General features: G+C 69.6%; 19 protein-coding genes. 15 read left to right on the top strand and 4 right to left on the bottom strand.

Going from position 1 to position 23,698, the window contains the following annotated elements; genetic code table 11:
- Nucleotides 1–189 precede the first annotated feature (189 nt).
- The 14 genes from ABT115_RS06410 (at nt 190) to ABT115_RS06345 (ending at nt 19,167) form a co-directional block, all read left to right on the top strand.
- Nucleotides 190–1,257, top strand: a complete 1,068-nt coding sequence (locus ABT115_RS06410; RefSeq protein ID WP_351784663.1) for a mechanosensitive ion channel family protein — start codon at nt 190–192, stop codon at nt 1,255–1,257.
- A 213-nt stretch (nt 1,258–1,470) separates the two neighbouring features.
- Complete coding sequence (locus ABT115_RS06405; protein WP_351784661.1) at nt 1,471–2,694, top strand: ROK family transcriptional regulator; 1,224 nt, start codon at nt 1,471–1,473, stop codon at nt 2,692–2,694.
- A gap of 54 nt (nt 2,695–2,748) precedes the next feature.
- Nucleotides 2,749–4,086, top strand: coding sequence for an ABC transporter substrate-binding protein (locus ABT115_RS06400; RefSeq protein ID WP_351784659.1), 1,338 nt, complete (start codon nt 2,749–2,751; stop codon nt 4,084–4,086).
- Between the two features lie 7 nt (nt 4,087–4,093).
- Complete coding sequence (locus tag ABT115_RS06395; RefSeq protein WP_351784657.1) at nt 4,094–5,086, top strand: carbohydrate ABC transporter permease; 993 nt, start codon at nt 4,094–4,096, stop codon at nt 5,084–5,086.
- Nucleotide 5,087: 1 nt separating this feature from the next.
- The gene (locus tag ABT115_RS06390; RefSeq protein WP_502969038.1) at nt 5,088–5,990 is read left to right on the top strand and encodes a carbohydrate ABC transporter permease; all 903 of its coding nucleotides are present in this window, start codon (nt 5,088–5,090) and stop codon (nt 5,988–5,990) included.
- Between the two features lie 3 nt (nt 5,991–5,993).
- A complete protein-coding gene (locus ABT115_RS06385) occupies nt 5,994–7,259 on the top strand; it encodes a 6-phospho-beta-glucosidase (RefSeq protein ID WP_351784655.1) in 1,266 nt (421 codons plus the stop codon).
- On the top strand, nt 7,250–8,224 hold the full coding sequence (locus ABT115_RS06380) for an N-acetylglucosamine kinase (RefSeq protein WP_351784653.1): 975 nt from the start codon (nt 7,250–7,252) through the stop codon (nt 8,222–8,224). The genes ABT115_RS06385 and ABT115_RS06380 overlap by 10 nt, the downstream gene beginning before the upstream one ends.
- A 319-nt stretch (nt 8,225–8,543) precedes the next feature.
- Nucleotides 8,544–9,935 (top strand): GlnX family signal transduction membrane protein, encoded by a 1,392-nt coding sequence (locus tag ABT115_RS06375; RefSeq protein ID WP_502969037.1) that lies wholly within the window; start codon nt 8,544–8,546, stop codon nt 9,933–9,935.
- A gap of 11 nt (nt 9,936–9,946) precedes the next feature.
- Entirely contained in the window at nt 9,947–10,984 is a 1,038-nt protein-coding gene (locus ABT115_RS06370; protein WP_351784651.1) for a glutamate ABC transporter substrate-binding protein, read from the top strand.
- A 101-nt stretch (nt 10,985–11,085) separates the two neighbouring features.
- Nucleotides 11,086–12,408, top strand: coding sequence for a hypothetical protein (locus ABT115_RS06365; protein WP_351784649.1), 1,323 nt, complete (start codon nt 11,086–11,088; stop codon nt 12,406–12,408).
- A gap of 61 nt (nt 12,409–12,469) precedes the next feature.
- On the top strand, nt 12,470–15,046 hold the full coding sequence (locus ABT115_RS06360; protein WP_351784647.1) for a serine/threonine-protein kinase: 2,577 nt from the start codon (nt 12,470–12,472) through the stop codon (nt 15,044–15,046).
- A gap of 2 nt (nt 15,047–15,048) precedes the next feature.
- A complete protein-coding gene (locus tag ABT115_RS06355; RefSeq protein ID WP_351784645.1) occupies nt 15,049–16,347 on the top strand; it encodes a PP2C family protein-serine/threonine phosphatase in 1,299 nt (432 codons plus the stop codon).
- 137 nt (nt 16,348–16,484) lie between these two features.
- Complete coding sequence (locus ABT115_RS06350; protein ID WP_351784643.1) at nt 16,485–17,843, top strand: vWA domain-containing protein; 1,359 nt, start codon at nt 16,485–16,487, stop codon at nt 17,841–17,843.
- 109 nt (nt 17,844–17,952) lie between these two features.
- Entirely contained in the window at nt 17,953–19,167 is a 1,215-nt protein-coding gene (locus ABT115_RS06345; protein ID WP_351784641.1) for an FHA domain-containing protein, read from the top strand.
- Between the two features lie 6 nt (nt 19,168–19,173).
- On the opposite strand, the gene ABT115_RS06340 is transcribed toward ABT115_RS06345, so the two are convergent.
- Nucleotides 19,174–20,157 (bottom strand): methyltransferase domain-containing protein, encoded by a 984-nt coding sequence (locus ABT115_RS06340; protein WP_351784639.1) that lies wholly within the window; start codon nt 20,155–20,157, stop codon nt 19,174–19,176.
- 149 nt (nt 20,158–20,306) lie between these two features.
- Here ABT115_RS06340 and ABT115_RS06335 point away from each other — a divergent pair, with 149 nt between their 5' ends.
- On the top strand, nt 20,307–20,711 hold the full coding sequence (locus tag ABT115_RS06335; RefSeq protein ID WP_351784637.1) for a globin: 405 nt from the start codon (nt 20,307–20,309) through the stop codon (nt 20,709–20,711).
- A gap of 38 nt (nt 20,712–20,749) precedes the next feature.
- On the opposite strand, the gene ABT115_RS06330 is transcribed toward ABT115_RS06335, so the two are convergent.
- The 3 genes from ABT115_RS06330 to ettA are packed head-to-tail and all read right to left on the bottom strand — an operon-like array spanning nt 20,750 to nt 23,528.
- On the bottom strand, nt 20,750–21,439 hold the full coding sequence (locus ABT115_RS06330; protein ID WP_351784635.1) for a DUF8010 domain-containing protein: 690 nt from the start codon (nt 21,437–21,439) through the stop codon (nt 20,750–20,752).
- Nucleotides 21,436–21,858 carry an acyl-CoA thioesterase gene (locus ABT115_RS06325; RefSeq protein WP_351784633.1) on the bottom strand — a complete coding sequence of 141 codons (423 nt, stop codon included), beginning with the start codon at nt 21,856–21,858 and terminating at the stop codon, nt 21,436–21,438. The genes ABT115_RS06330 and ABT115_RS06325 overlap by 4 nt, the downstream gene beginning before the upstream one ends.
- A gap of 5 nt (nt 21,859–21,863) precedes the next feature.
- Complete coding sequence (ettA, locus tag ABT115_RS06320) at nt 21,864–23,528, bottom strand: energy-dependent translational throttle protein EttA (RefSeq protein ID WP_351784631.1); 1,665 nt, start codon at nt 23,526–23,528, stop codon at nt 21,864–21,866.
- Nucleotides 23,529–23,698 lie beyond the last annotated feature (170 nt).

The following is a 23,698-nucleotide window of genomic DNA, read 5'->3' as shown; positions in this document are numbered from 1 at the left end:
ACCGTCGCCGCACGCCGGAACAGGCGCTTCGGAGCCGCTGCCACGTTGGTCGCGCACCGATGTGCGATCGGCCACACGCCCCCTGTGCGCCCCCCGTGAGATGCGCTCTTCCCCCGTTCGCGGCAATGGAACCCTCCCGATGCCCCGTTAGTGTGGTTGGGCTTCCGTCGTCCATCTGGAGGTTCCACCGTGTTCCCGTCCGCCCTGTTGGCCGCAGCTCCGTCGCCCGGGCCCGGTGGCTCGCTGGGCGAGGCCGCCGAGCACGCCGGCAATGCTGCGGGCTGGGTGGAGGAGAATTGGTCCAACTGGCTGAGCACTGGTCTGCGCATCGTGCTCATCGTCGCGATCGCGATCGTGTTGCGCTTCACGATCCGCCGTGCTATCACCCAGCTCATCGACCGGATGAACCGCAGCGCCCAGGCGGTCGAGGGCACCGCCCTCGGCGGGCTGCTGGTCAATACGGAACGCCGCCGTCAGCGTTCCGAGGCGATCGGTTCCGTACTCCGCTCGGTCGCGTCGTTCCTGATCCTCGGCACGGCCGCCCTGATGATCCTGAGCGCGTTCCAGATCAATCTGGCGCCGCTGCTGGCCTCCGCCGGTGTGGCCGGTGTGGCGCTCGGTTTCGGTGCGCGCAACCTGGTCACCGACTTCCTCTCCGGTGTCTTCATGATCCTGGAGGACCAGTACGGCGTCGGCGACACCATCGACGCGGGCGTCGCCTCCGGCGAGGTCATCGAGGTCGGCCTGCGGGTCACCAAGCTGCGCGGCGACCACGGTGAGATCTGGTACGTCCGCAACGGTGAGGTGAAGCGGATCGGCAACCTCAGCCAGGGCTGGTCGACGGCGGGTGTCGATGTGACGGTGCGCCCCGCGGAGGACCTGGACAAGGTCCGTACGGTGATCTCCGAGGCCGCCGCGTCGATGGCCAAGGAGGACCCGTGGAACGAGCGGCTGTGGGGCCCTGTGGAGGTCTTGGGCCTGGATTCCGTGCTGCTGGACTCGATGACGGTCCGGGTGACCGCGAAGACGATGCCGGGCACGTCGCTGGGCGTGGAGCGCGAGCTGCGCTGGCGGATCAAGCGGGCCTTCGACGAGGCGGGCATCCGCATGTTCGGCGGCGTCCCGGCCCAGGCGGACGAGCCCTCGCCGGCCGACCCGACGGCCGGCATGGCCGCCCCCTCGGCGTACGCGTCGACGACCTCGCCGCAGTCCCTGGCGACGACTCCGCTCACGCCGCCGCCGAACGTCTCGAAGTAGGCCTCGGCCGTGCGTGCGAATGAGGGGCCGCCCCGCAAATTCTGCGGGCGCCCCTCACTCATGCTTCTCCCTTACCGGCGCATGCCGCGGACGACCCTCCAAGTAACGCTTTGACTGCCACCGCGATGCAGACCATTGACGCCCCGGCAGTAGCGCCATACCGTCCTCTCACCGAATAGGAAACTTTCCTAACAGAGGGCAGGTGCAGTGCTCATGGCCGGAACCACACCGGGCACCCCCCGCGTTCTGCGGGCCATGAACGACCGGGCCGCCCTCGATCTGCTGCTGGAGCACGGGCCCCTCTCCCGGACCAGGATCGGGAAGCTGACGGGGCTCTCCAAGCCCACCGCGTCGCAGTTGCTGGCGCGGCTGGAGGCCGCCGGGCTGGTCGTCGCGACCGGGACCGTGGCCGGGAGGCCGGGGCCCAATGCGCAGCTGTACGCGGTGAATGCGCGGGCCGCGCATGTCGCGGGGCTGGATGTGAACGCCCACCGGATCGTCGCCGCCGTTGCCGATGTGACCGGGGAAACGGTCGGGGAGTTCGAGCTGCGCACCCCGGGGCGGCGCGCCGACTCCGTGGTGCGGCAGGTGGCGGACGCGCTGGACGGGGCGGTCAAGGACGCCGGACTCACCCGCTCCGAGGTGCACCGGGTCGTCATCGGCACCCCGGGCGCCTTCGACCCGGGTACCGGACGGCTGCGGTACGCCTCGCACCTGCCCGGCTGGCACTCCCCCACCCTGCTGGAGGAACTGGCCGCGTTCCTGCCGATGCCGGTCGAGTACGAGAACGACGTGAACCTGGTCGCGGTGGCTGAACAGCGGCTCGGCGCGGCGCGTGGGCACGACGACTTCGTTCTGCTGTGGAACGAGGAGGGGCTCGGTGCCGCCCTCGTCATCAACGGGCGGCTGCACCGCGGCTTCACTGGCGGTGCCGGTGAGGTCGGCTTCCTGCCCGTGCCCGGCGTCCCGCTGGTCCGCCAGGTCACCAAGGCGAACTCGGGCGGTTTCCAGGAGCTGGCGGGCGCGCAGGTGCTGTCCCGGCTGGCCCGGGAGCTCGGCGTCGACGACGCACTGAGCCGCGGCTCGGGCACCGGTCACGAGGGCGCGGCCCGTCTCATCGCGCGAGCCGCCGAGGCCGCGGAGTCGGGCGAGGACGGCCCGTACACACGGCTCCTCGATCTGTTCGCCACCGGACTCGCGACCGGCCTCGCCTCCATGGTTGCCGTGCTGGACCCGGAACTCGTCGTGTTGTCCGGCGAGTTGATCGCGGCCGGCGGGGAACCGCTGCGCAGCCGGGTGGAGTCCGAGCTCGCCGAGCTGGCGGCCTCCCGGCCCCGGCTGATCGCCGGTGACGTGACCCACCGCCCCGTACTGCGCGGCGCACTGGAGAGCGCGCTCGCCACCACTCGTGACGAAGTCTTCGACACGTCGCACTGATCCCCTTTTCCACCTTCGTCCTTCATCCTTCACCCTCCAACGGGAGTCACCGCCATGTCCGGAAACCGCCGGAAGACGGCCGCCGCGCTCGCTGCGACCGCCGCGATAGCGCTGTTCGCCACTGCCTGTACGGGCCAGAGCAACTCCGGTGCCAGTGATGACGCGTCCAAGGAGACGACCATCAACTTCTGGCACGGCTGGAGCGCTCCGAACGAGGTCAAGGGAATTCAGGCCACGGTCGACGCGTTCGAGAAGGCGCACCCGAATATCCAGGTGAAGGTCGTCGGCGATATGACCGACGACAAGATCAACCAGGCGCTGCGGGCAGGCGGTTCGAACGCCCCGGACGTCGTCTCTTCGTTCACCACGAACAATGTCGGAAAATTCTGCTCGTCGAAGGCCTTCGTCGATCTGAACCCCTTCCTGAAGAAGGACGGGATCGACGCGGACAAGATCTTCCCCAAGGCGATGAACGAGTACACGCAGTTCGACGGTGTGCGCTGCTCCGTACCGCTGCTCGGTGACGCGTACGGCCTCTACTACAACAAGGACGCGTTCAAGGCCGCCGGTATCACCAATCCGCCGAAGACCTGGTCGGAATTTGCCACGGACGCCAAGAAGCTGACGAAGACCAAGGGCGACTCGTACGAGCAGCTCGGTTTCATGCCGAACTACCACGGATACGAGTCGACGACCGAGCACTACCTCGGTGGCTGGGACCCGAAGTACTTCGATGCGGACGGCAAGTCGAACATCGCCAAGGACCCGGCGTTCGCCTCGATGCTCACCACTCAGAAGAAGCTGGTCGACGACCTGGGCGGCTACGAGAAGCTGGAGAAGTACCGTACGGCGTTCGGTGACGAGTGGGGCGCAAAGCACCCGTTCCACACCGGTCAGGTGGCCATGCAGCTGGACGGCGAGTGGCGGCTCGGGATGGCCGAGGAGACCAAGCCGAAGTTCGAGATCGGGGTGGCCCCGATGCCTGTCGCCGACGACGAGGCCGACACCTACGGCAAGGGCTATCTGACCGGCACCATCGCCGGTATCGCTGCCACCTCGCAGAAGCAGAACGCAGCGTGGGAGCTGGTGAAGTTCATGACGACCGACACCGACGCGGTGGTCGACTTCGCCAATGCCATTCACAATGTGCCGTCCACGCTGGAGGCGCTGAAGTCGCCGAGGCTGAAGTACGACCCGCGGTTCAAGACGTTCCTGGACATCGCCGCGAACCCGGAGAGCACCACCACACCGCCCTCGGTGAACGGCGGCGCGTACCTGGTGTCCCTGCAGAACCTCGGATTCGACATCGAGAAGGGCAAGCAGAAGGACATCGAGGCCGGTCTGGAAAAGACCGCCGAGGAAATCGACGCGGCGATCGCACAGGCGAAGTAGCACCGCGATGAGCACGAGTACACGTACGAGCACGGGCACGTACACACTCCGTTCGAAGGGCCGCCGATCGACCCTTGCCGTGAAGCACAGAAAAACGGCACTGCGGACAGCGGCCTTCATGTCGCCGTGGCTGATCGGGTTCTGCGTCTTCTTCGCCTACCCGCTGATCTCCACGCTCTATTTCTCCCTCACCGACTACGATGGTTTCGCCGCTCCGGAATTCAGCGGGCTGAAGAACTGGTCGTACGTCTTCAACGAATACCCGTTGTTCTGGCCCGCCCTGCGCAACACGCTCTGGCTGGTCGTGGTCATGGTCACCTGCCGGGTGGTGTTCGGCCTCGGCATCGGGCTGCTGATCACCAAGATCAAGACGGGTGCCGGAGTCTTCCGCACCCTGTTCTACCTGCCGTATCTGGCCCCGCCGGTCGCGGCGACCCTCGGCTTCGTCTTCCTGCTCAACCCGGGTACGGGGCCAGTCAATTCGATCCTCGGCGATCTGGGGCTGCCCACGCCGGGCTGGTTCACCGACGCCACCTGGTCCAAGCCGGCCCTGACCGCGCTCGCGGTGTGGGGGGTGGGCGACCTGATGGTGATCTTCATGGCCGCGCTGCTCGACGTACCGAAGGAGCAGTACGAGGCGGCGGAGCTGGACGGGGCGTCCGCGTACCAGCGGTTCCGCTTCGTCACCCTGCCGAACATCTCGCCGATCATCATGTTCGCCGTGGTCACCGGGATCATCCAGACCATGCAGTACTACACCCAGCCACTCGTGGCGGGGAAGGTCGCCTCTGGGGTGATGGGTGGATCCGGACAGCCTTTCGAACCGGGCTATCCCGACAAGTCGACACTGACGCTTCCGCAGCTCGTCTACAACCTCGGATTCCAGCGCTTCGACTACGGCTCCGCCTGCGTGGTCGCGCTCGTTCTCTTCGTACTCGCCATGGCGTTCACCGCACTGCTGATGCGGCGCCGCAGCGGGCTGATCCAGGCAGGTGAGTGACGTGGCGCAAGCTCTCGACACCCTCAAGGCAGCCGACCGGGCGACCGACCCGATCACCCCGGCCGAACGCACGGCACGCCGCAAGGCGCTGCTGAACTGGATCGCCGTGCACGCGCTCGGCGTCGCTGCCGCGCTCTTCTTCGTGCTGCCGTTCGTCTTCCTCCTGCTCACCTCGCTGATGAGCGACCAGCAGGCGCTGACCCGCGATCTGTGGCCGCACCCCTTCGAGTGGAGCAACTACCAGAAGGTGTTCAACACCCCGGGCTTTCTGACCTGGTGGAAGAACACACTGCTGTACGCGGGGCTCGGCACCGTCCTCACGGTCGTCTCGTCACTGCCCGTGGCGTACGCGCTCGCCAAGTTCCGCTTCCGCGGGCGGCATCTTTCGCTGATGCTCGTCATCGCGATGATGATGCTGCCGCCGCAGGTCGTCGTCATCCCGATGTATCTGTTCTGGGCGAAGCAGCTGGACATGTCCGGCACGCTCTGGCCGCTGATCATCCCGATGGCCTTCGGTGACGCGTTCTCCATCTTCCTGCTGCGACAGTTCCTGCTGACCATCCCGGACGAGTACCTCGACGCGGCGAAGGTCGACGGCTGCGGTGAGCTGCGCACCCTGCTGAAGGTCGTCGTACCGATGGCCAAGCCGGGCATCGCCGCCGTCGCGCTCTTCCAGTTCTTCTACGCCTGGAACGACTACTTCGGCCCGCAGATCTACGCCTCCGAGAACCCGGCCGCCTGGACACTCAGTTACGGTCTGGAATCCTTCAAAGGCGCGCACCACACCGACTGGAACCTGACCATGGCCGCGACCGTACTGGTCATGGCCCCCGTGATCCTCGTCTTCTTCCTCGCTCAAAAAGCTTTTGTCGAGGGCGTCACACTGACCGGAGTAAAGGGCTGACCTATGAAGCTCACAGTAGTTGGTGGCGGGTCCACCTACACACCTGAACTGATCGATGGCTTCGCCCGGCTGCGGGACACGCTGCCCATCGAGGAGCTCGTGCTCGTCGACCCGGCGGCCGACCGCCTCGAACTCGTCGGCGGCCTCGCCCGGCGGATCTTCGCCAAGCAGGGCCACCCCGGGAGGATCGTCACCACCTCGGACCTCGACGCGGGCGTCGCCGACGCCGATGCGGTCCTGCTCCAGCTGCGCGTCGGTGGCCAGGCCGCCCGCAACAAGGACGAGACATGGCCGCTGGAGTGCGGCTGCATCGGCCAGGAGACCACCGGAGCCGGCGGCCTCGCCAAGGCGCTGCGCACCGTCCCCGTCGTCCTGGACATCGCTGATCGCGTCCGCCGTACCAACCCGAACGCCTGGATCATCGACTTCACCAATCCGGTCGGCATCGTCACCCGGGCGCTGCTCCAGGCCGGGCACAAGGCCGTCGGGCTGTGCAATGTGGCGATCGGCCTCCAGCGGAAGTTCGCCAGGCTCCTCGATGTCACACCCGGTGAGGTGCACCTCGACCATGTCGGGCTCAACCACTTGACCTGGGAGCTCGGGGTCCGCCTCGGCGGTCCGGACGGCGAGAACGTCCTGCCGAAGCTGCTCGCCGAGCACGGCGACACGATCGCGGACGACCTTCGCATGCCGCGGGCGATCGTCGACCGGCTCGGCGTCGTCCCCTCGTACTACCTGCGTTACTTCTACGCGCACGACAAGGTCGTACGGGAACTCGGCACCAAGCCGTCGCGGGCGGCCGAGGTCGCCGCGATGGAGAAGGAACTCCTCGCCATGTACGGCGACCCGGCGCTGGACGAGAAGCCCGCGCTGCTCGCCAAGCGCGGCGGCGCCTTCTACTCGGAGGCGGCCGTGGACCTGGCGTCCTGCCTGCTCGGCTCGGGCGGCGCCGCTGTGCAGGTGGTCAACACGTACAACAGGGGAACGTTGCCGTTCCTGCCGGACGACGCGGTGATCGAGGTGCAGGCGAGGGTCGACGGAACGGGTGCCACCCCGCTCGCCGTACCTGAGCTGGACCCGCTGTACGCCGGTTTGATCGCCAATGTGACGGCGTACGAGGACCTCGCCCTGGAGGCCGCGCTTCGCGGAGGCCGCGACCGGGTGTTCAAGGCGCTGCTCGCGCACCCGTTGATCGGTCAGTTCGAGTACGCCGAGGCGCTCACCGACAGACTGATCGCGCACAACCGGGAGCACCTGGCGTGGGCGTGAACGCTTTGGTCCTCGCGATCGATGCGGGGAACAGCAAGACCGATGTGGCACTGATCGGTGAGGACGGAACAGTGCTGTCGGCGGCCCGCGGCGGTGGCTTCCAGCCGCCGGTCGTGGGGATCGAGGCGGCCGTGGACGTTCTCGGTGCGGCCGTCGGCCGGGCGCTGGAGCTGTCCGGCACACCGGTCGGCTCCGTCGCACATGTGTCGGCCTGTCTCGCCAACGCCGATCTTCCGGTGGAGGAGGAGCAGTTGGCGGCGGCGCTGCGTGCCCGTGGCTGGGGATCCACGGTCGAGGTGCGCAACGACACCTTCGCGATTCTGCGTGCGGGGGTGGACGAGCCGCGGGGTGTGGCCGTCGTCTGCGGTGCGGGGATCAACTGTGTCGGCATGGTCCCGGACGGACGGACCGCGCGCTTCCCCGCCATTGGCCGGATATCCGGTGACTGGGGCGGCGGTTCGGGTCTGGCCGAGGAGGCTATGTGGTTCGCCTCGCGGGCGGAGGACGGCCGCGGTGAACCGACCGAACTGGCCCGTGCCCTGCCCGGGCACTTCGGGCTCGACTCGATGTACGCGCTGATCGAGGCGCTGCATCTGGGCCGGTTCGGATTCGAGCGCCGGCACGAACTGACTCCGGTGCTCTTCGCGACCGCGGCGGCCGGGGACCCGGTGGCGGGTGCGCTGGTGGACCGGCTGGCAGAGGAGGTCGTCGCGATGGCGTCGGTCGCGCTGAGCAGGCTTGGTCTGCTGGACGAGGAGGCGCCGGTGGTGCTGGGCGGCGGCGTGCTGGCGGCCCACCACCCGCAGCTGGACGACAGGATCGCCGAACTCCTCGCGGCACGTGCCCCGAAGGCGCTGGTCCGGGTGGTGACGGAGCCTCCGGTCCTGGGGGCCGCGCTGCTCGGCCTGGATCACACGGGGGCGTCTGACGGGGTGCACGAGAGGCTGCGTGCGCAGTACAGCTGAGACGGATTTCCCCCGAGGTCGTTAGGTGCGTCCTGCGGCGTTTCGCGTCGCAGGACGCACCTTGCGCACGGGAACCGTTCAGTTGTCCCGGACGTGTTCATGAGTGGGGGATCGGTCCGCTTCGGGGTTTGGTCCGCCGATCGGCTTGATCGGCGGCTCAGGCCTTGATCGAATGCGTGTGACTGCCATCCGTGGACCAATGCAGGATCCAGGCGTTCCTGGTGTGGATGTCGGTCCCTGCGGCCATACTTCTGGCCGGGTACCAGTTCTCCGATCGGCCGGGGTCCGGGCCACCGTCAGTGACCGAGGGGGAGGTCAAGTGACATACCCGCCGAATGTACGCACGGCGCCGGGACACGCGCGGGCGCAGCCGCCCGTGCCCGCGACCGTACCCGCTCCGCCGCAGCGCGGTGCCTGGTCGGCGACGGCGGACCGGCTGCGGGCTGCGGCGACGACCGAGCCGGACAGGCTTCGGATCGTCGGGGCCGTACTGGCCCTGCTCGTCGTGGCGTTCGGGGCCGTGACGGCGTTCGAGACCGCCGACCGGGCGGCCGCGGCCGACGACGTGGTGAGACGCAGCCAGCCGCTGAGCGCCGACGCGGCGGACATCTACCGCTCGCTGGCCGATGCCGACACCGCGGCGGCGAGCGGCTTCCTGGCCGGGGCGCAGGAGCCGCAGGATGTCCGTGACCAGTACGACAAGGACATCAAGGAGGCATCCCGGCTGCTGGTGAAGGCCGCGGCCAACACGGACGCGTCGACGGCCTCCGGACGCGAGATCACCACGCTCAACGAGGAACTTCCCGGGTACGCGGGTCTGATCGAGCAGGCCCGTGCCAACAACCGGCAGGGGCTGCCGCTGGGCGGTGCGTATCTCCGGTACGCGAACCAGAAGATGACCAACGTACTGCTGCCGGCCGCCGAGCGGCTGTACACGGCGGAGACCGCGCGGCTCGACCGGGACAACGACTCGGCCAGGGCCTGGCCGTTCCTCTCGCTCGGGCTCGGTGTCGTGACACTGGCCGCACTGTTCTGGGCGCAGCGGCGCAACTACCGCAGGACGAACCGGGTCTTCAACCAAGGGCTGCTCGTGGCGACCGCCGCGTCCACTGTGGTGCTGCTGTGGCTGGCTGTGGGGCACACAGTGGCGCGGTCCGCACTACTGGACGCCGACGTACATGGGCAGCAGTCCCTCGATGTTCTCAACCATGCGCGGATCGACTCGTTGAAAGCGCGCGCCAATGAGAACCTCACGCTTGTCGCCCGCGGCGCAGTACTCACCCCGGACGGCAGGAACGACAAGTACGAGACCGACTTCAACACGGGCATGAAGGCCCTCGGCGAAGAGCTGGGGAAGGCCGGAAGGCTCGCCGACGACTCCCAGGGGAGCGGGCCGGTGGCAAACGCCGTCGACGGTGTCTCCGAGTGGCAGAGCCGCCACCGGACCGCCCGCACGACCGATGACAGCGGCGACTACAAGGGCGCGCTGAAGCAGATCATCGGGCCGAAGGACTCCACGGGTGAGTCCTTCAACCGCGTGGACGAAGCGCTGGAGCAGGCACTCGCCCATGAGCAGAGCGAGTTCGCCCGGGCCGCGAAGCATGGGCGCGGGGCGCTGGGCGGGCTGCCGATCGGGGCTGCCGCGCTCGCCGCACTGGGGGCTCTCGCCGCGGTCCTCGGGGTCAACCGCAGGCTCTCGGAGTACCGGTGAGAGGGGGAGCGATGGCCAGGATGCGCACTGGGTCCGCCCGCGGCAGGCTACGCGGCTGGGGCGGAGTGACGGGCATGGCCGTGGCCTGCGCGGTGACGGCGTCGCTCACCCTGCTGCCGCTCTCCCACGGCGGCGCCGACGCCCTCGTCGACGACGCCTCGGGGTCGGGTACGGCACGGGCGGTGCAGGCGCGGGCCGACGAGTGCACGGACCCGGAGGCGAGCCTGCCGCCGTCGAGCGCCGACGGTCCGAGCATCGCGAAGATCAAGGCACGCGGGAAGCTGATCGCGGGCGTCGACCAGAACAGCTTCAGCTGGGGGTACCGCAATCCGGAGAGCGACGAGTTGGAAGGCTTCGACATCGCTCTGGTGCGGGCCATCGCCAGGGACATCCTGGGCGATCCCGACGCGGTGATCTTCCGCGCCATACCCACCAACCAGCGGGTCGCCGCCCTGGAGAACGGCAAGGTCGATGTCGTCGTCCGGACGATGACCATCAACTGCAGCCGACTGGAACAGGTTTCGTTCTCCACGGCCTACTTCCAGGCCGGGCAGCAGGTCCTCGCGCCGAAGAAGTCGACGATCAGCGGGTTCGACAAGTCCCTGGCCGGCAAGCGGGTCTGCACGGCCGAGGGCTCCACCGCGTACGAGGCGCTGGAGAAGCAGTCGTTCGGCTCGGTCTTCAAGGACCCGCACGACGGCACCGTGGCGGACGAGGACCAGCTGACCGTCCCCAACCAGCTGGACTGCCTGGTGCGGTTGCAGATGGGCGAGGTCGACGCGGTGGTCACGGACAACGCGCTGGCGGCCGGACAGGCGGCTCAGGACCCGGCGGTCGAGCTCAAGGGCGACAAGCCGTTCACCACCGAGTACTACGGCGTGGCGACGAAACTCGGTGCGAACGACCTGGTGGCCCGGGTCAACCAGGTGCTGGTCGACTACCGCAGCGGTGGCGCGAACAGCCCCTGGATGCTGTCGTACCGGAAGTGGCTGGAGGCCGGTCTGCCGGGTATATCTGCGCCGCCTGCCCCCAAGTACCGGAGCAACTAGCGCCGGGCCGGCCAGGTGTGCGCGCAGGCGCGGACCGGCCGGTGCGGCAGTGGCACTGATCCTGCCGGGCCTGTCCCGGCAGAAGAGCGGAGAGGTGATCGATGGGCGCGGGCCCCTTCCCCGGCTATGCGGCCAGGCCCCCCGGCCCGGTCATGGACCGGGATGAGGCGGACCGTGCGCTGGCCCGGCTGGGCGCGGAGCACGAGGCGATCGAGACCTCGCTCCTCGCCCTGCAGGACCACGCCGGCCGCCGGCTCCTGGAGGGCGCGGATCTGACCGGTGTCACCAAGGAACGCTGGGTCTCCACCGAGCAGTCGATCACGCTGCTGTGGAAGTACTTCGACGCGTACGCGGGGGCGCTGGCCGAGGCCCGCGCGGTGCGGGCCCGCCGTCGCCACCCCAACCGGGACGACCTGGTGGCCCTCACCGAACTGCTGCGCGGCCAGGGTGTCACGGTGGCCCATGCGGCCGGCCCCCCCGGCCCGTCGGTCACGGGCCCGGCCAAGCTCTCCGAGCGATTCACGCTGGAGGAGCTGGTCGCCCGGATGAACGACCTGTACGCCCGCTCGCTGGACATGGTCGTCGCCTCCGACTCCGTGTGGTCCGCGCTGCCCGCCCGGATAGATCTCCTCGCCGCCGAACTGCACCGCACCCGCTCGCTGGCGCACTCCGTCGGCGTGCGCCCCGGGGAGCACCCGGCGGGCGACGACCTGGAGGCGATCACCCGTGAACTGACCGCACTGCGGGGCCAGGTGATCTCCGATCCGCTCGCGTTCTGGCTGTCGGGCCCCGGCAGTTCGGCGCCCGGCGGCGGACGCCCCGACACGACGCGCTACGACCGGGCGGCCCGCGCCCTGGACGACGTACGCCGCGAGATCGAAGCGGTGCTCGCGGTCCGGCAGGACGCCGAGCAGCGTCTGGTCCACCTGCGTGATGTCCTCTCCCGCGCGGACCGCACCCTGACCGAGGCCCGGTCGGCGCGCGGCGAGGTACTGGCGAAGATCGCCGCCTCCGAGGTGCCCGCGGTCAGCGGCCCGGCGACCGCACTTCAGGAGCGGCTGGCCGCCGCTTCGGAGTACCGCAGGAATGCCCAGTGGCACCGGCTCTCCCCGCTCCTGGAGACGCTGGAGCGGGAGGCCGAGGAGGAATTGCTGCGGGCCCGTGAGTCGCTGACCGCGGTCACAGCTCCGCTGGCCGTACGGGCGGAGCTGCGCGGCAGGCTCGACGCGTACAAGGCGAAGGTCGCCCGCCACGGTATGGCCGAGGACCCGCTGCTGATCGAGCGGTACGACGCGGCGCGCCGGATGCTGTGGAGCGCACCGTGCGATCTGCGGGTCGCCGCGCAGGCGGTGCTGCGCTACCAGGAGACGGCGGCCGAACTGCTGTCCCAGGACCGGACCTCGGGACCGGAGGACCGGCGATGAATACGGGTGTGCGCAAGGTGGAAGGGCCGCTGCGGCGGCGGGGCGAACAGGGGGACGGACCATGAGTGCGCAGTGCCAGCGCCCCGCGTGCGAGGGCAGTTACGAGGACGTGGGCGGCGGTGAGCTGTACTGCGACACCTGCGGTCTGGCTCCGGTGGTCTCACCGAATGGCCTGGTGAGTTCGCAGCCCACCGGGATCGCGGGCGGCGGTGGCGCGAGCGGCAGGGGCAGTAACAGCAGTTCGCGGGGCTCGTCCCGGGCGTCCTCGCGTTCCTCGTCCCGCTCGTCGACCTCGCGGCGTTCCGTTTCGGGGCGGCTCTCGCGCTCGCTGTCCGGTGGTGCCACGTCCCGTTCGGTGTCGGTGCGTTCCTCCGGTTCGTCCACGGGCGCGTCTTCCGGCCGGGGGAAGCTGGGCGCGGGCCTGGTGCAGGTGCCGGACGTGCCGCGCCCCGACCCGCGCTCCGCTGTGATGGAGAACCCGGAGGTGCCGGAACGGAAGCGTTTCTGTTCACGTTCGGACTGCGGGGCACCGGTGGGCCGGGCCCGCCGCGAACGGGCGGGCCGAACGGAGGGGTTCTGCACCAAGTGCGGCCACCCGTACTCCTTCGTGCCCAAGCTCCACGAGGGCGACATCGTGCACGGCCAGTACGAGGTCGCGGGCTGTCTGGCGCATGGCGGGCTCGGCTGGGTCTATCTCGCGGTCGACCGTGCGGTGTCCGACCGCTGGGTGGTCCTCAAGGGCCTGCTCGACACCGGTGACCAGGACGCCATGGCGGCCGCCATCTCGGAGCGCCGCTTCCTCGCCGAGATCGAGCACTCCAACATCGTCCGGATCTACAACTTCGTCGAGCATCTCGACCAGCGCACCGGCTCGCTCGACGGCTACATCGTGATGGAGTACGTCGGCGGCAAGGCGCTCAAGGCGCTCGCGAACGAGCGCCGGACCCCGGCCGGGAAGCGTGATCCGCTGCCGGTCGAGCAGGCGTGCGCGTACGGCATCGAGGCGCTGGAGGCGCTCGGCCATCTGCACAGCCGCAACCTGCTGTACTGCGACTTCAAGGTCGACAACGCGATCCAGACCGAGAACCAGCTGAAGCTGATCGACATGGGAGCGGTCCGCAGAATGGACGACGACGAGTCGGCCATCTACGGCACGGTGGGCTATCAGGCACCGGAGGTCGTGGAGGTCGGTCCCTCGGTCGCCTCCGACCTGTACACGGTCGCGCGGACACTCGCGGTGCTCACCTTCGACTTCCAGGGCTACACCAACGTCTTCGTGGACTCGCTGCCGGACCCGGACAACATCGAGGTGTTCCGGACCTATGAGTCGTTCTACCGGCTGCTGGTACGGGCCACCGACCCGGATCCGGCGCGGCGGTTCGCCTCGGCGGCGGAGATGGCGGAGCAGCTGACGGGTGTGCTGCGCGAGGTGGTGTCGCTGCAGACGGGGCGGCCGCGGCCTGCTCTGTCGACGCTGTTCGGTACAGAAGTACGGGTCACGGACACGCAGTTGTTCGCAGAGCTGACGGATGATGTGTCACGGCTGGGGGCACGGGCTGCTGCTTCGGCGTCGTCCGGGCGCTCCGGCGCGCACGGTCGGCCGGTGATTCCGGCTCCCCGTGTTCCGGCCACCGGCTACGGTGCGCCGTCGGGGCCCTATGACCCGAACGGCCCCCGGCTGGCCTGGTTCGACGCACGGGCCACCTCGCTCGCGCTGCCCGTGCCCCGGGTCGACGCGAGCGACCCCAACGCGGGCTTCCTCGCCGGACTGATGACCACCGCACCCTCCGAAATGTTCGCCGCGCTGAACGCCGTACCCATGGCGTCGCCGGAGACCCGGCTGCGTGAGCTGCGCGCCCGCCTGGAGATGAACGAGCCCGGTGCGGCCGGGCGGACGCTGATGGCACTGGAGAGCCAGTACCCGGACGACTGGCGGGTCGTCTGGTACCGCGGCGTCACCTCGCTGGTGACCGGTGACAACGAGAACGCGGCGCTCGCCTTCGACGCGGTGTACGACGCGTTCCCCGGTGAGCCGGCGCCCAAGCTGGCGCTGGGTATCTGTGCGGAGGTGCTGGGCCAGCTGGACAACGCCGCCGAGTACTACCGGCTGGTGTGGACGACCGACCCGAGCTTCGTCAGCGCCGCGTTCGGCCTGGCCCGGGTGCAGCTCGCCGCCGGGAACCGGGCCGGGGCCGTCAGTGCGCTGGAGTCCGTTCCGGAGGCGTCGATCCACTACACGGCGGCCCGGGTCGCCGCGGTGCGCGCCCGGCTGCGTGAACGCGCACCCGACGAACCCCTGATCGTCGATCTGATGGCCGCCGCGGCCCAGGTCTCGGGGCTGGCTGGTTTCGGTCTGGACGCGGTGCGCCGCGAGCAGTTGTCGACAGAGGTGCTGGGGACGGCGCTCGACTGGGTACTCTCCGGTAGTCCAACGGCTCGGTCCTCGGCCCCGCAGCCGTACCCGCCTGCCGGGTCGACCGGGCCGAGAACGCTGCTCGGCAGTGAACTGAACGAGCGCGGCCTGCGTTTCGGGCTGGAGCGTTCGTACCGGATGCTCGCCCGGCTCGCAGAGCCCGGCGACGAGAGGATCGAACTGGTGGAGCGGGCCAACCGTTTCCGCCCTCGGACGTGGGTGTGAAAATGTCGCAGAAGCCCCAGGAGACGGCCTTGTCGAAGTGTCCCGGCTGCGAAGAGCCGCTGGAGCGGGGGGACCTGTTCTGCGGTGCGTGCGGGTACGACCTGTCGGCCGTGCCCGAACCGCCGCAGGACCACCCGACGATCGCCATGACCGTGCCGGCCAAGAGCGGCACGGCGAGCGCCGCCCGCGCTGGGTCGGGTCGCCCGGCAGCGGTCCGGTTCGACGAACCGGGCGGATCCGGCGACTTCGAGCTGGCCGCGCCCGGGGCCGCACCCGCGTCCACGCCGTCCGCCGAGGCGCCCGCACCCGCGCCCGCACCCGACCCCCGTACCCCTGCCGCGGAGCCGACCTCCACGCCACCGGCCGGCACCAAACTGTGTGTGGCCTGCCGCGCCGGTCGTGTCGACACCGACGGCTACTGCGAGAACTGCGGTCACGCCCAGCCGCGCGAGCGCGACCACATGGAGCAGGAGCTCGGTTCGGTGGCCGCCGTCAGCGACCGAGGGCTGCGCCACCACCGCAACGAGGACTCGTTCGCGCTGTCGACCACCGCCCTGCCCGACGGTTCACCGGCCGTCGTCGCGATCGTCTGTGACGGCGTCTCATCGGCGAGCCGCCCCGACGAGGCGTCTGCGGCCGCCGCGAGCGCCGCCAACGAAGCGCTTCTGAAGTCGCTGCCGCGCGGCACCCATCCGCAGCAGGCGATGCACGAGGCGATCGTCGCAGCCTCCGAGGCGGTCAGCTCCCTGGCCGAGGATCCCGGCCAGGCCATGGAGCACGCCCCGCACCGCCACCAGAACGCCCCGGCGTGCACCTTGGTCGGCGCGGTGGTGGCGAGCGGTCTGCTGGTCGTCGGCTGGGTCGGCGACAGCCGCGTCTACTGGGTGCCGGACGACCGCACCAACCCGCCCGCCCGGCTGACCGAGGACGACTCCTGGGCCGCGCAGATGGTGGCGGCGGGCCTGATGAACGAGGCCGAGGCGTACGCGGACAAACGCGCCCACGCCATCACGGGATGGCTCGGCGCCGACGCGTACGAACTGGAGCCGCACACCGCGTCCTTCAAACCGGACCGGTCCGGTCTCGTGGTGGTGTGCACGGACGGCCTGTGGAACTACGCGGAATCGGCGGCCGAGATGGCCGCGGTCGTGCCGGCCGATGCGCAGCTGCGGCCGTTGCACGGTGCCCAGGTGCTGGTGGGTCATGCACTCGACGGTGGGGGCCACGACAACGTAACAGTGGCTCTGCTGCCGTTCGCCGTACCGCCGCAGGGGGCAGGATCGGCCTGCGGCAACACATGACTGCCGTTCCGTAACGCTTGGTTCCGTTTCCGTCCACCCACCCCTGGCACCTTTACCCGCCTTCACCCGCTTTTGCTCGTATTTCTGCCCTCACAGCTGTCTTCGCCCGACACCTGGAGCCTCAAGGAGCCGATCAGATGGCCAACTTCTCCAAGTCGAACGTGCCGCAGTTCTCCGTCGAGGTGTACCAGAACGAATATCTGCCGGAGGGCGGTCGCGAGGTCAATGCGATCGTCACGGTCGTCTCGACCGGAGGAGGCACCACCGGCGGCGTCCCGCTGTCCGGTGCGGCTGCGACTCCCACGCACGTAGCGGGGCAGGCGCCGAAAGCCGCCGTGGTGATCATGGTCGACTGCTCCGGTTCGATGGACTATCCGCCGACGAAGATGCGCAACGCCCGCGATGCGACGGCCGCGGCCATTGACACCCTGCGCGACGGCACCTCGTTCGCCGTGGTCGGCGGTACGCACGTCGCCAAGGAGGTCTACCCGGGCAACGGAAGGCTCGCCGTCGCCGATGCGCACACCAAGGCCCAGGCGAAGGAGGCCCTGCGTGCGCTCAGCGCCGGTGGCGGTACGGCGATCGGCACCTGGCTGCGGCTGACCGACCGGCTGCTCGGCGCCGCCGATGTGGAGATCCGGCACGGCATCCTCCTCACCGACGGGCGCAACGAGCACGAGGCGCCGGAGGATCTGCGGGCCGCTCTCGAATCCTGCGCAGGCCGCTTCACCTGTGACGCCCGGGGTGTCGGCACCGACTGGGAGGTGAAAGAGGTCACAGCCATAGCTTCCGCGCTGCTCGGCACGGCCGACATCGTCGCCGACCCGGCGGGGCTGGCCGCGGACTTCACGCAGATGATGGAGAACACGATGGGCAAGGGGGTCGCGGATGTCGCGCTGCGGCTCTGGACGCCCGTCGGGGTCGAGATCAAGTTTGTGAAACAGGTCGCACCGACGGTCGTCGATCTGACCGGCCGCCGCACCGAAGCGGGCCCCCGCGCCGGGGACTATCCCACAGGTTCCTGGGGAGACGAGTCCCGTGACTACCACGTGTGCGTAAAGGTGCCGGAGGCCGGGATCGGGCAGGAGATGCTGGCGTCCCGCGTCTCGCTGATCCTCCCCGGCCCGTCGGGCGGAGCCCCGAAGACCCTTTCGCAGGGTCTGGTACGGGCGGTGTGGACGGAGGACATGGTGGCGTCCACCTCCATCAACCCACAGGTCGCGCACTACACGGGCCAGGCGGAACTGGCACAAGTCATCCAACAGGGGCTCAATGCCCGCAAGTCGGGAGACTTCGACGGCGCGACCGCGAAACTGGGCCGGGCGGTGCAGCTGGCATCGGCGTCCGGGAACGAGGACACTGCGAAACTGCTTTCGAAGGTGGTGGACGTCGTCGATGCCGCGACCGGTACTGTGCGACTGAAGGCGAAGGTCGCGGAAGCCGACTCGATGACACTCGAAACACGCTCCACCAAGACCGTTCGCGTCAAGAAATAGCAGCACAGCACAGTCGGGCCGCCCGGCCGGAGCGATCCGCCGCGTGGCGAAGAGCAAGCAAGAAGTGACGGCCCCCGAGGGCCGGACGAGGAGAGGAGGAAGCGCCGACATGCCGACCTGCCCGAACGGACACCAGTCGGGTTCCGATGACTGGTGCGAGGTCTGCGGCCATCGCATGGCCGGAGCGGGCGCGCCTGCGGGTGCGGTCCCCCCGCCGCCTCCCCCGCCGCCCGCTCCCGGTTACGGCCACCCGCAGGGCCCCGGCCCCGATGCGACCCAGCAGGCCGAGCTCTGCCCGCAGTGCCGCACACCGCGTGAGGCGATGGCGCCGTTCTGCGAGGAGTGCCGCTGGAACTTCCTCACGAACACCGCGACGTCATACACGCCGCTGGCGCCGTCCCACAGCGTTCCCGGCCCTCCGCCCGGTCTCAATCTGCCGCCCGGCTTCCAGGCAAAGCAGCCGCCGAGCCCTCAGCAGCAGCAGCGCGATCCATTCGAGTACCAGGGCTCGCGGCCCTCGCAGGTGAACCGCCCGGCCGAGCCGCTCTCCCCCGACCTGGGAAGCCGGCCCGGGCCCCCGGCGCCGGGGCCGCAGTCACCGGGGCCGCAGTCACCGCAGCCGCCGCATCCGTTCCAGCAGCAGGGGCCGCCACCGCCGCCCCTCCAGCAGCAGACCGCGCCTCCCCCGCTGTTCCAGCAGCAGTCGGCGCCACCCGCGTTCGAGCGGCCCGGACCGCCCGCCCCGCAGGCCCCCCAGCCGCCTGCCCCGCCGCAGGCGCCGCACTCCGGCGATGACGACGACTGGACGCTGTCGCCGCCGTCCGGGACGCAGGCCCCGCAACCGCCGGCACCGCAGCAATCGCCGGCCCCGCAGCAGCAGCAATCGCCGCTCCCGGGTCAGAACCAGAACCAGCCGCCCGCGACCTGGACCGCGGTCATTGCCCCGGACCGTGAGTACTTCCTGGCGATGATGCAGCGCAGCGGTCCCGAGGCGACCGGGCTCAACCTGCCCGCATACTCCCCGGAGCAGCAGCTTCCGCTGACTGGCAGCCAGATCACCGTCGGTCGCCGCAGGCACAGCACCGGCGAGTCCCCCGACATCGATCTGTCCGTGCCGCCGGAGGACCCGGGCGTCTCGCACCAGCACGCGGTGCTGGTGCAGCAGCCCGACGGCAGCTGGGCCGTGGTCGACCAGAACTCCACCAACGGCACCACGCTCAACGGCGCCGAGGACCCGATCCGGCCCTATGTCCCCGTCCCACTCCAGGACGGCGACCAGGTGCACGTCGGGGCGTGGACGACGATCACGATCCGCCGGGGCTGACCCGCGCTACCCGCTGAACAGTGGCCAGGCGTACGGCCCCTCGGGGTCGTCCAGCCAGGCCCACTGCCGCCCGTCCCGGACCGTGATGCCGAACCTCTCCCGCTCGGGGCGCCTCTCGCGCTGCCAGAGGGAGAGGGCCTCGCGCGGGTCGAGGGTGGCCTCGGTCAGCATCAGCAGGAACTGGAAGAGCTCGTTGTGGCTGACGCGCCTCGGCAGTGCGCCGGTGTGCGGGCGCCGCACGGGCTGCGGCTGTGTGCCACGCAGCGATACGAAGTACGCGGGCGTGTGCAGAAACCGGCCCTCGGCGTACTTTCCGTGCGCCCCTTCCCGTACCCGCAGCGCGATCAGCCCGGTGGCGAACGGTGCCAGTATCCGTGCGTCGGACGTGCACTGGTCCAGCCAGGCCTGCGGTACGCACGGCAGGGTGCAGGTCGCGATGATCCGGTCGTACGGGCCGCGCGGGGGCCAGCCCCGTGCCCCGTCCCCAGTGATCACCGCCGGGTGGTATCCGGCCGCCGCCAGATGCCGGCGGGCCGACTCGGTGATCTCCGGGTCGAGGTCGACGGTGGTCACGGCGTCGTCACCGAGCCGGTGCGCGAGCAGCGCCGCGTTGTAGCCGCTGCCCGCGCCGATCTCCAGGACCCGCTGCCCTTCCCGTACGTCCAGCTCTTCGAGCATCCGGGCCATCAGCGACGGCTGGCTGCTCGACGAGATCAGCTCACCGTCCCGTATCCGGGTGGCCAGCGCCACGTCCGCGTACGCCCCGCGCAGCCACTGCGCCCGCCTGACCGGGTCGGGGTCCTCGCACCACAGGCGGTCGAATCCACCGCCCACGAAGTAGTACGGCACGAAGAGATGCCGCGGCACCTCCTCGAACGCGGCCAGCCATTGCGGGTCACCCAGCGCCCCGCCGGCGACGATCCCGCGCACCATCGCCGACCGCTCCTCGGCGGCGGCCGCGGCGAACTGATCCGGGTACGCGTCGTCCATACCTCCACCTTCCTGCGCCGGGGCCCCAGGGGCCAGGAACCGGGCCGGGGCAGGTCCTGTCCTGCCAGACGTCGCGTGGCGGACGGCAGTTCGAAGAGGCAGGACCTAGGACCCGGGTCCTCGGCCGGTGCGTCTGCGACGATGGACGGGTGACAGAGATTCCGCGCGACACGCTGCAGGAGCAGACCTTCTACGAGCAGGTCGGCGGTGAGGAGACCTTCCGGCGCCTGGTACACCGCTTCTACCAGGGAGTCGCCGAGGACCCGCTGCTCCGGCCGATGTATCCGGAGGAGGATCTGGGTCCGGCCGAGGAGCGGTTCAGGCTGTTCCTGATGCAGTACTGGGGTGGGCCCCGTACCTACAACGAGCAGCGCGGACATCCCCGGCTGCGGATGCGGCACGTTCCGTTCCGGGTGGACCGGGCAGCTCATGATGCGTGGCTGAGCCATATGCGGGTCGCCCTCGACGAGCTCGGACTGGCGCCGGAGCACGAGCGGCGACTGTGGGACTACCTCGCCTATGCCGCCGCCTCGATGGTGAACACCGAGGGCTGAGCACGCGCCCCTGTCCCCTTGTCTGTCCCCGCCGTTGCTCAGCCCGGGCGCACCGCCACCGCGAGCGTGCCGAGTCCGGCGCCCGGGCCGCGCAGGGCGATCGAGCCGAACGGGGTGCGCAGCCGCAGCCAGGAGCCGGCCGCGAGCAGGGCGACCGGGAAGTCCGGCGCCGGGCGAAGGAAGCCCAGCGCCTGAGCGGCGTGGACGGCCCGCAGCGGAAGTTCGGTGCCGGCGACCGTGCGCGACCAGATCTCGCGCCCGATCAGGTCCCGCTCCGCCCGGGTACGGCGGTCCTCGGGCAAGGCCTCGTCGCGGGAGCGGAACTCCGCCACCGCGGCGGTGACCGCTGTGCGCAAGGAGACCGGGTCGGGCAGGCCCGGAAGTTCGTGCCAGCCGCCGCGGGGCGGCAGGACACCCGTCCACGGCGGCCCGGTGACGGGTGCGGGCAGGGCGCCCGAACCGGCTGCCGGGCCCTCGGTGTCGAGGGTTTCGAGGAGTTCACCGGCGGACACCGTGACGTCGAAGTCGTGCGGACCGGCCAGCCTCGCCGCCCGGATCGCCAGTACCTCGAACGACGGCGGCCTGCCGAACACGGCCAACGCACTGCCGCCCGCCTGCATCCGCACCGCGGCGGCCCGGTCGTAGCGGAGCAGCCGGCCGAGGAAGGCCGCGAGATCCGCGGCCTCCCTCGGGTCGGTGAACTCCAGCGACCGCACGGGCACCGTCATGCTGCGGCAGGCTCCTCGGCCAGGTACTGCTGGAGGAAGAGCTTCTCCTCGGCGGAGATCCGCCGGGGCCGTTCCTCGGCCAGGTCGTACGGCACGACGACGGTCGAGGCCCGTACGTAGACCTGGTCCGGGTCCTTGATCTCGTAGGCGATCGTCAGCGACGCGGCACCGATCCTCGTGACCCATGACTCGACGGTCACCGGCTCGTGCCGGTGGACCAGTGGCCGTACGTAGTCGATCTCGTGCCGGGCCACTACGGACCCGCCCGAGAAGGACGGCGAACCGTCCCCCGGCGCCAGCCGGAACATGAAGTCGATGCGCGCCTCCTCCAGATAGCGGAGGAAGACCACGTTGTTCACGTGGCCGAAGGCGTCCATGTCCGACCAGCGCAGCGGGCAGTTGTAGATGTGACGTGCCAAGACGATCAGCCTCGCGTGAGCTTCTTGTACGTGGCACGGTGCGGGCGAGCCGCGTCCGCGCCGAGGCGGTCGACCTTGTTCTTCTCGTACGACTCGAAGTTGCCCTCGAACCAGTACCACTTGGAGTCGCCCTCGTACGCCAGGATGTGCGTGGCGACGCGGTCCAGGAACCAGCGGTCGTGCGAGATGACCACAGCGGCGCCCGGGAACTCCAGCAGGGCGTTCTCCAGCGAGGACAGGGTCTCGACGTCGAGGTCGTTGGTGGGCTCGTCGAGAAGCAGCAGGTTGCCGCCTTCCTTGAGCGTCAGCGCCAGGTTCAGGCGGTTGCGCTCACCACCGGAGAGAACACCGGCCGGCTTCTGCTGGTCCGGGCCCTTGAAACCGAACGCGGAGACATACGCCCGCGAGGGCATCTCGACCTGGCCGACGTTGATGTAGTCCAGCTCGTCCGAGACGACGGCCCAGAGGGTCTTCTTCGGGTCGATGTTGGCGCGGGTCTGATCGACGTAGGAGATCTTGACCGTGTCACCGATCTTGATGGAGCCGGTGTCCGGGGTCTCCAGGCCCTGGAGCATCTTGAACAGCGTGGTCTTGCCCGCGCCGTTCGGACCGATGACGCCGACGATGCCGTTGCGCGGCAGCGTGAACGACAGGTCGTCGATGAGGACCTTGTCGCCGAAGGCCTTCGAGAGGTTCTCGACCTCGACGACGATGGAACCGAGCCGCGGGCCCGGCGGAATCTGGATCTCCTCGAAGTCCAGCTTCCGCATCTTGTCCGCCTCGGCCGCCATCTCCTCGTAACGGGCCAGACGCGCCTTGGACTTGGTCTGCCGACCCTTGGCGTTGGAGCGGACCCACTCCAGCTCTTCCTTGAGCCGCTTGGCGCGCTTCTCGTCCTTGCGGCCCTCGACCTTGAGGCGGGCGGCCTTCTTGTCGAGGTACGTGGAGTAGTTGCCCTCGTACGGCAGGGCGCGGCCGCGGTCGAGCTCGAGGATCCACTCGGCGACGTTGTTCAGGAAGTAGCGGTCGTGGGTGACTGCGACCACGGCGCCCGCGTACTTCGAGAGGTGCTGCTCCAGCCAGTTCACCGACTCGGCGTCGAGGTGGTTGGTGGGCTCGTCGAGGAGCAGCAGGTCGGGGGCCTCGATCAGCAGCTTGCACAGCGCGACGCGGCGCTTCTCACCACCGGAGAGGTTGACGACCGGCCAGTCGCCGGGCGGGCAGCCCAGGGCGTCCATGGCCTGCTCCAGCTGGGCGTCCAGGTCCCACGCGTTGGCGTGGTCCAGGTCCTCCTGGAGCTTGCCCATCTCCTCCATCAGCGCGTCGGAGTAGTCGGTCGCCATGAGCTCGGCGACCTCGTTGAAGCGCTTGAGCTTGCCCATGATCTCGGCGGCGCCGTCCTGGACGTTCTCCAGGACCGTCTTCGCCTCGTCGAGCTGCGGCTCCTGCATGAGGATGCCGACGCTGAATCCGGGCGACAGGAACGCGTCACCGTTGGACGGCTGCTCCAGGCCCGCCATGATCTTCAGCACCGTGGACTTACCGGCGCCGTTGGGGCCCACCACACCGATCTTCGCCCCGGGCAGGAAGTTCAGGTTGACGTCATCAAGGATCACCTTGTCGCCGTGCGCCTTGCGCGTCTTGCGCATGGTGTAGATGTACTCAGCCAAGAGAAACCGTCCGGCTATCGATGTGTGGGCAGATACACCCCATCTTGCCTGACGTCCACCCCGGGATGGAAACCAGTCCGGTCCGCGGTACACCCCATCCCGCCTCCCGGCACGCACCGCCCCGTCTTCCAGCATGCCGACGGCCCCGGTACGCGGACGTGTACCGGGGC

This window comes from Streptomyces sp. NPDC001832, from assembly GCF_040297265.1.
In the GTDB taxonomy this organism is placed as follows: domain Bacteria; phylum Actinomycetota; class Actinomycetes; order Streptomycetales; family Streptomycetaceae; genus Streptomyces.
This window is presented reverse-complemented; position numbering and strand designations above follow the sequence as displayed.

What these genes read in the sequence shown, in the direction of transcription:
- ABT115_RS06405 (WP_351784661.1), top strand. Translation starts at nt 1,471, where the DNA reads ATGGCCGGAACCACACCGGGCACCCCCCGCGTTCTGCGGGCCATGAAC.
- ABT115_RS06400 (WP_351784659.1), top strand. Translation starts at nt 2,749, where the DNA reads ATGTCCGGAAACCGCCGGAAGACGGCCGCCGCGCTCGCTGCGACCGCC.
- ABT115_RS06395 (WP_351784657.1), top strand. Translation starts at nt 4,094, where the DNA reads ATGAGCACGAGTACACGTACGAGCACGGGCACGTACACACTCCGTTCG.
- ABT115_RS06385 (WP_351784655.1), top strand. Translation starts at nt 5,994, where the DNA reads ATGAAGCTCACAGTAGTTGGTGGCGGGTCCACCTACACACCTGAACTG.
- ABT115_RS06370 (WP_351784651.1), top strand. Translation starts at nt 9,947, where the DNA reads ATGGCCAGGATGCGCACTGGGTCCGCCCGCGGCAGGCTACGCGGCTGG.
- ABT115_RS06365 (WP_351784649.1), top strand. Translation starts at nt 11,086, where the DNA reads ATGGGCGCGGGCCCCTTCCCCGGCTATGCGGCCAGGCCCCCCGGCCCG.
- ABT115_RS06360 (WP_351784647.1), top strand. Translation starts at nt 12,470, where the DNA reads ATGAGTGCGCAGTGCCAGCGCCCCGCGTGCGAGGGCAGTTACGAGGAC.
- ABT115_RS06355 (WP_351784645.1), top strand. Translation starts at nt 15,049, where the DNA reads ATGTCGCAGAAGCCCCAGGAGACGGCCTTGTCGAAGTGTCCCGGCTGC.
- ABT115_RS06350 (WP_351784643.1), top strand. Translation starts at nt 16,485, where the DNA reads ATGGCCAACTTCTCCAAGTCGAACGTGCCGCAGTTCTCCGTCGAGGTG.
- ABT115_RS06345 (WP_351784641.1), top strand. Translation starts at nt 17,953, where the DNA reads ATGCCGACCTGCCCGAACGGACACCAGTCGGGTTCCGATGACTGGTGC.
- ABT115_RS06340 (WP_351784639.1), bottom strand. Translation starts at nt 20,157, where the DNA reads ATGGACGACGCGTACCCGGATCAGTTCGCCGCGGCCGCCGCCGAGGAG.
- ABT115_RS06330 (WP_351784635.1), bottom strand. Translation starts at nt 21,439, where the DNA reads ATGACGGTGCCCGTGCGGTCGCTGGAGTTCACCGACCCGAGGGAGGCC.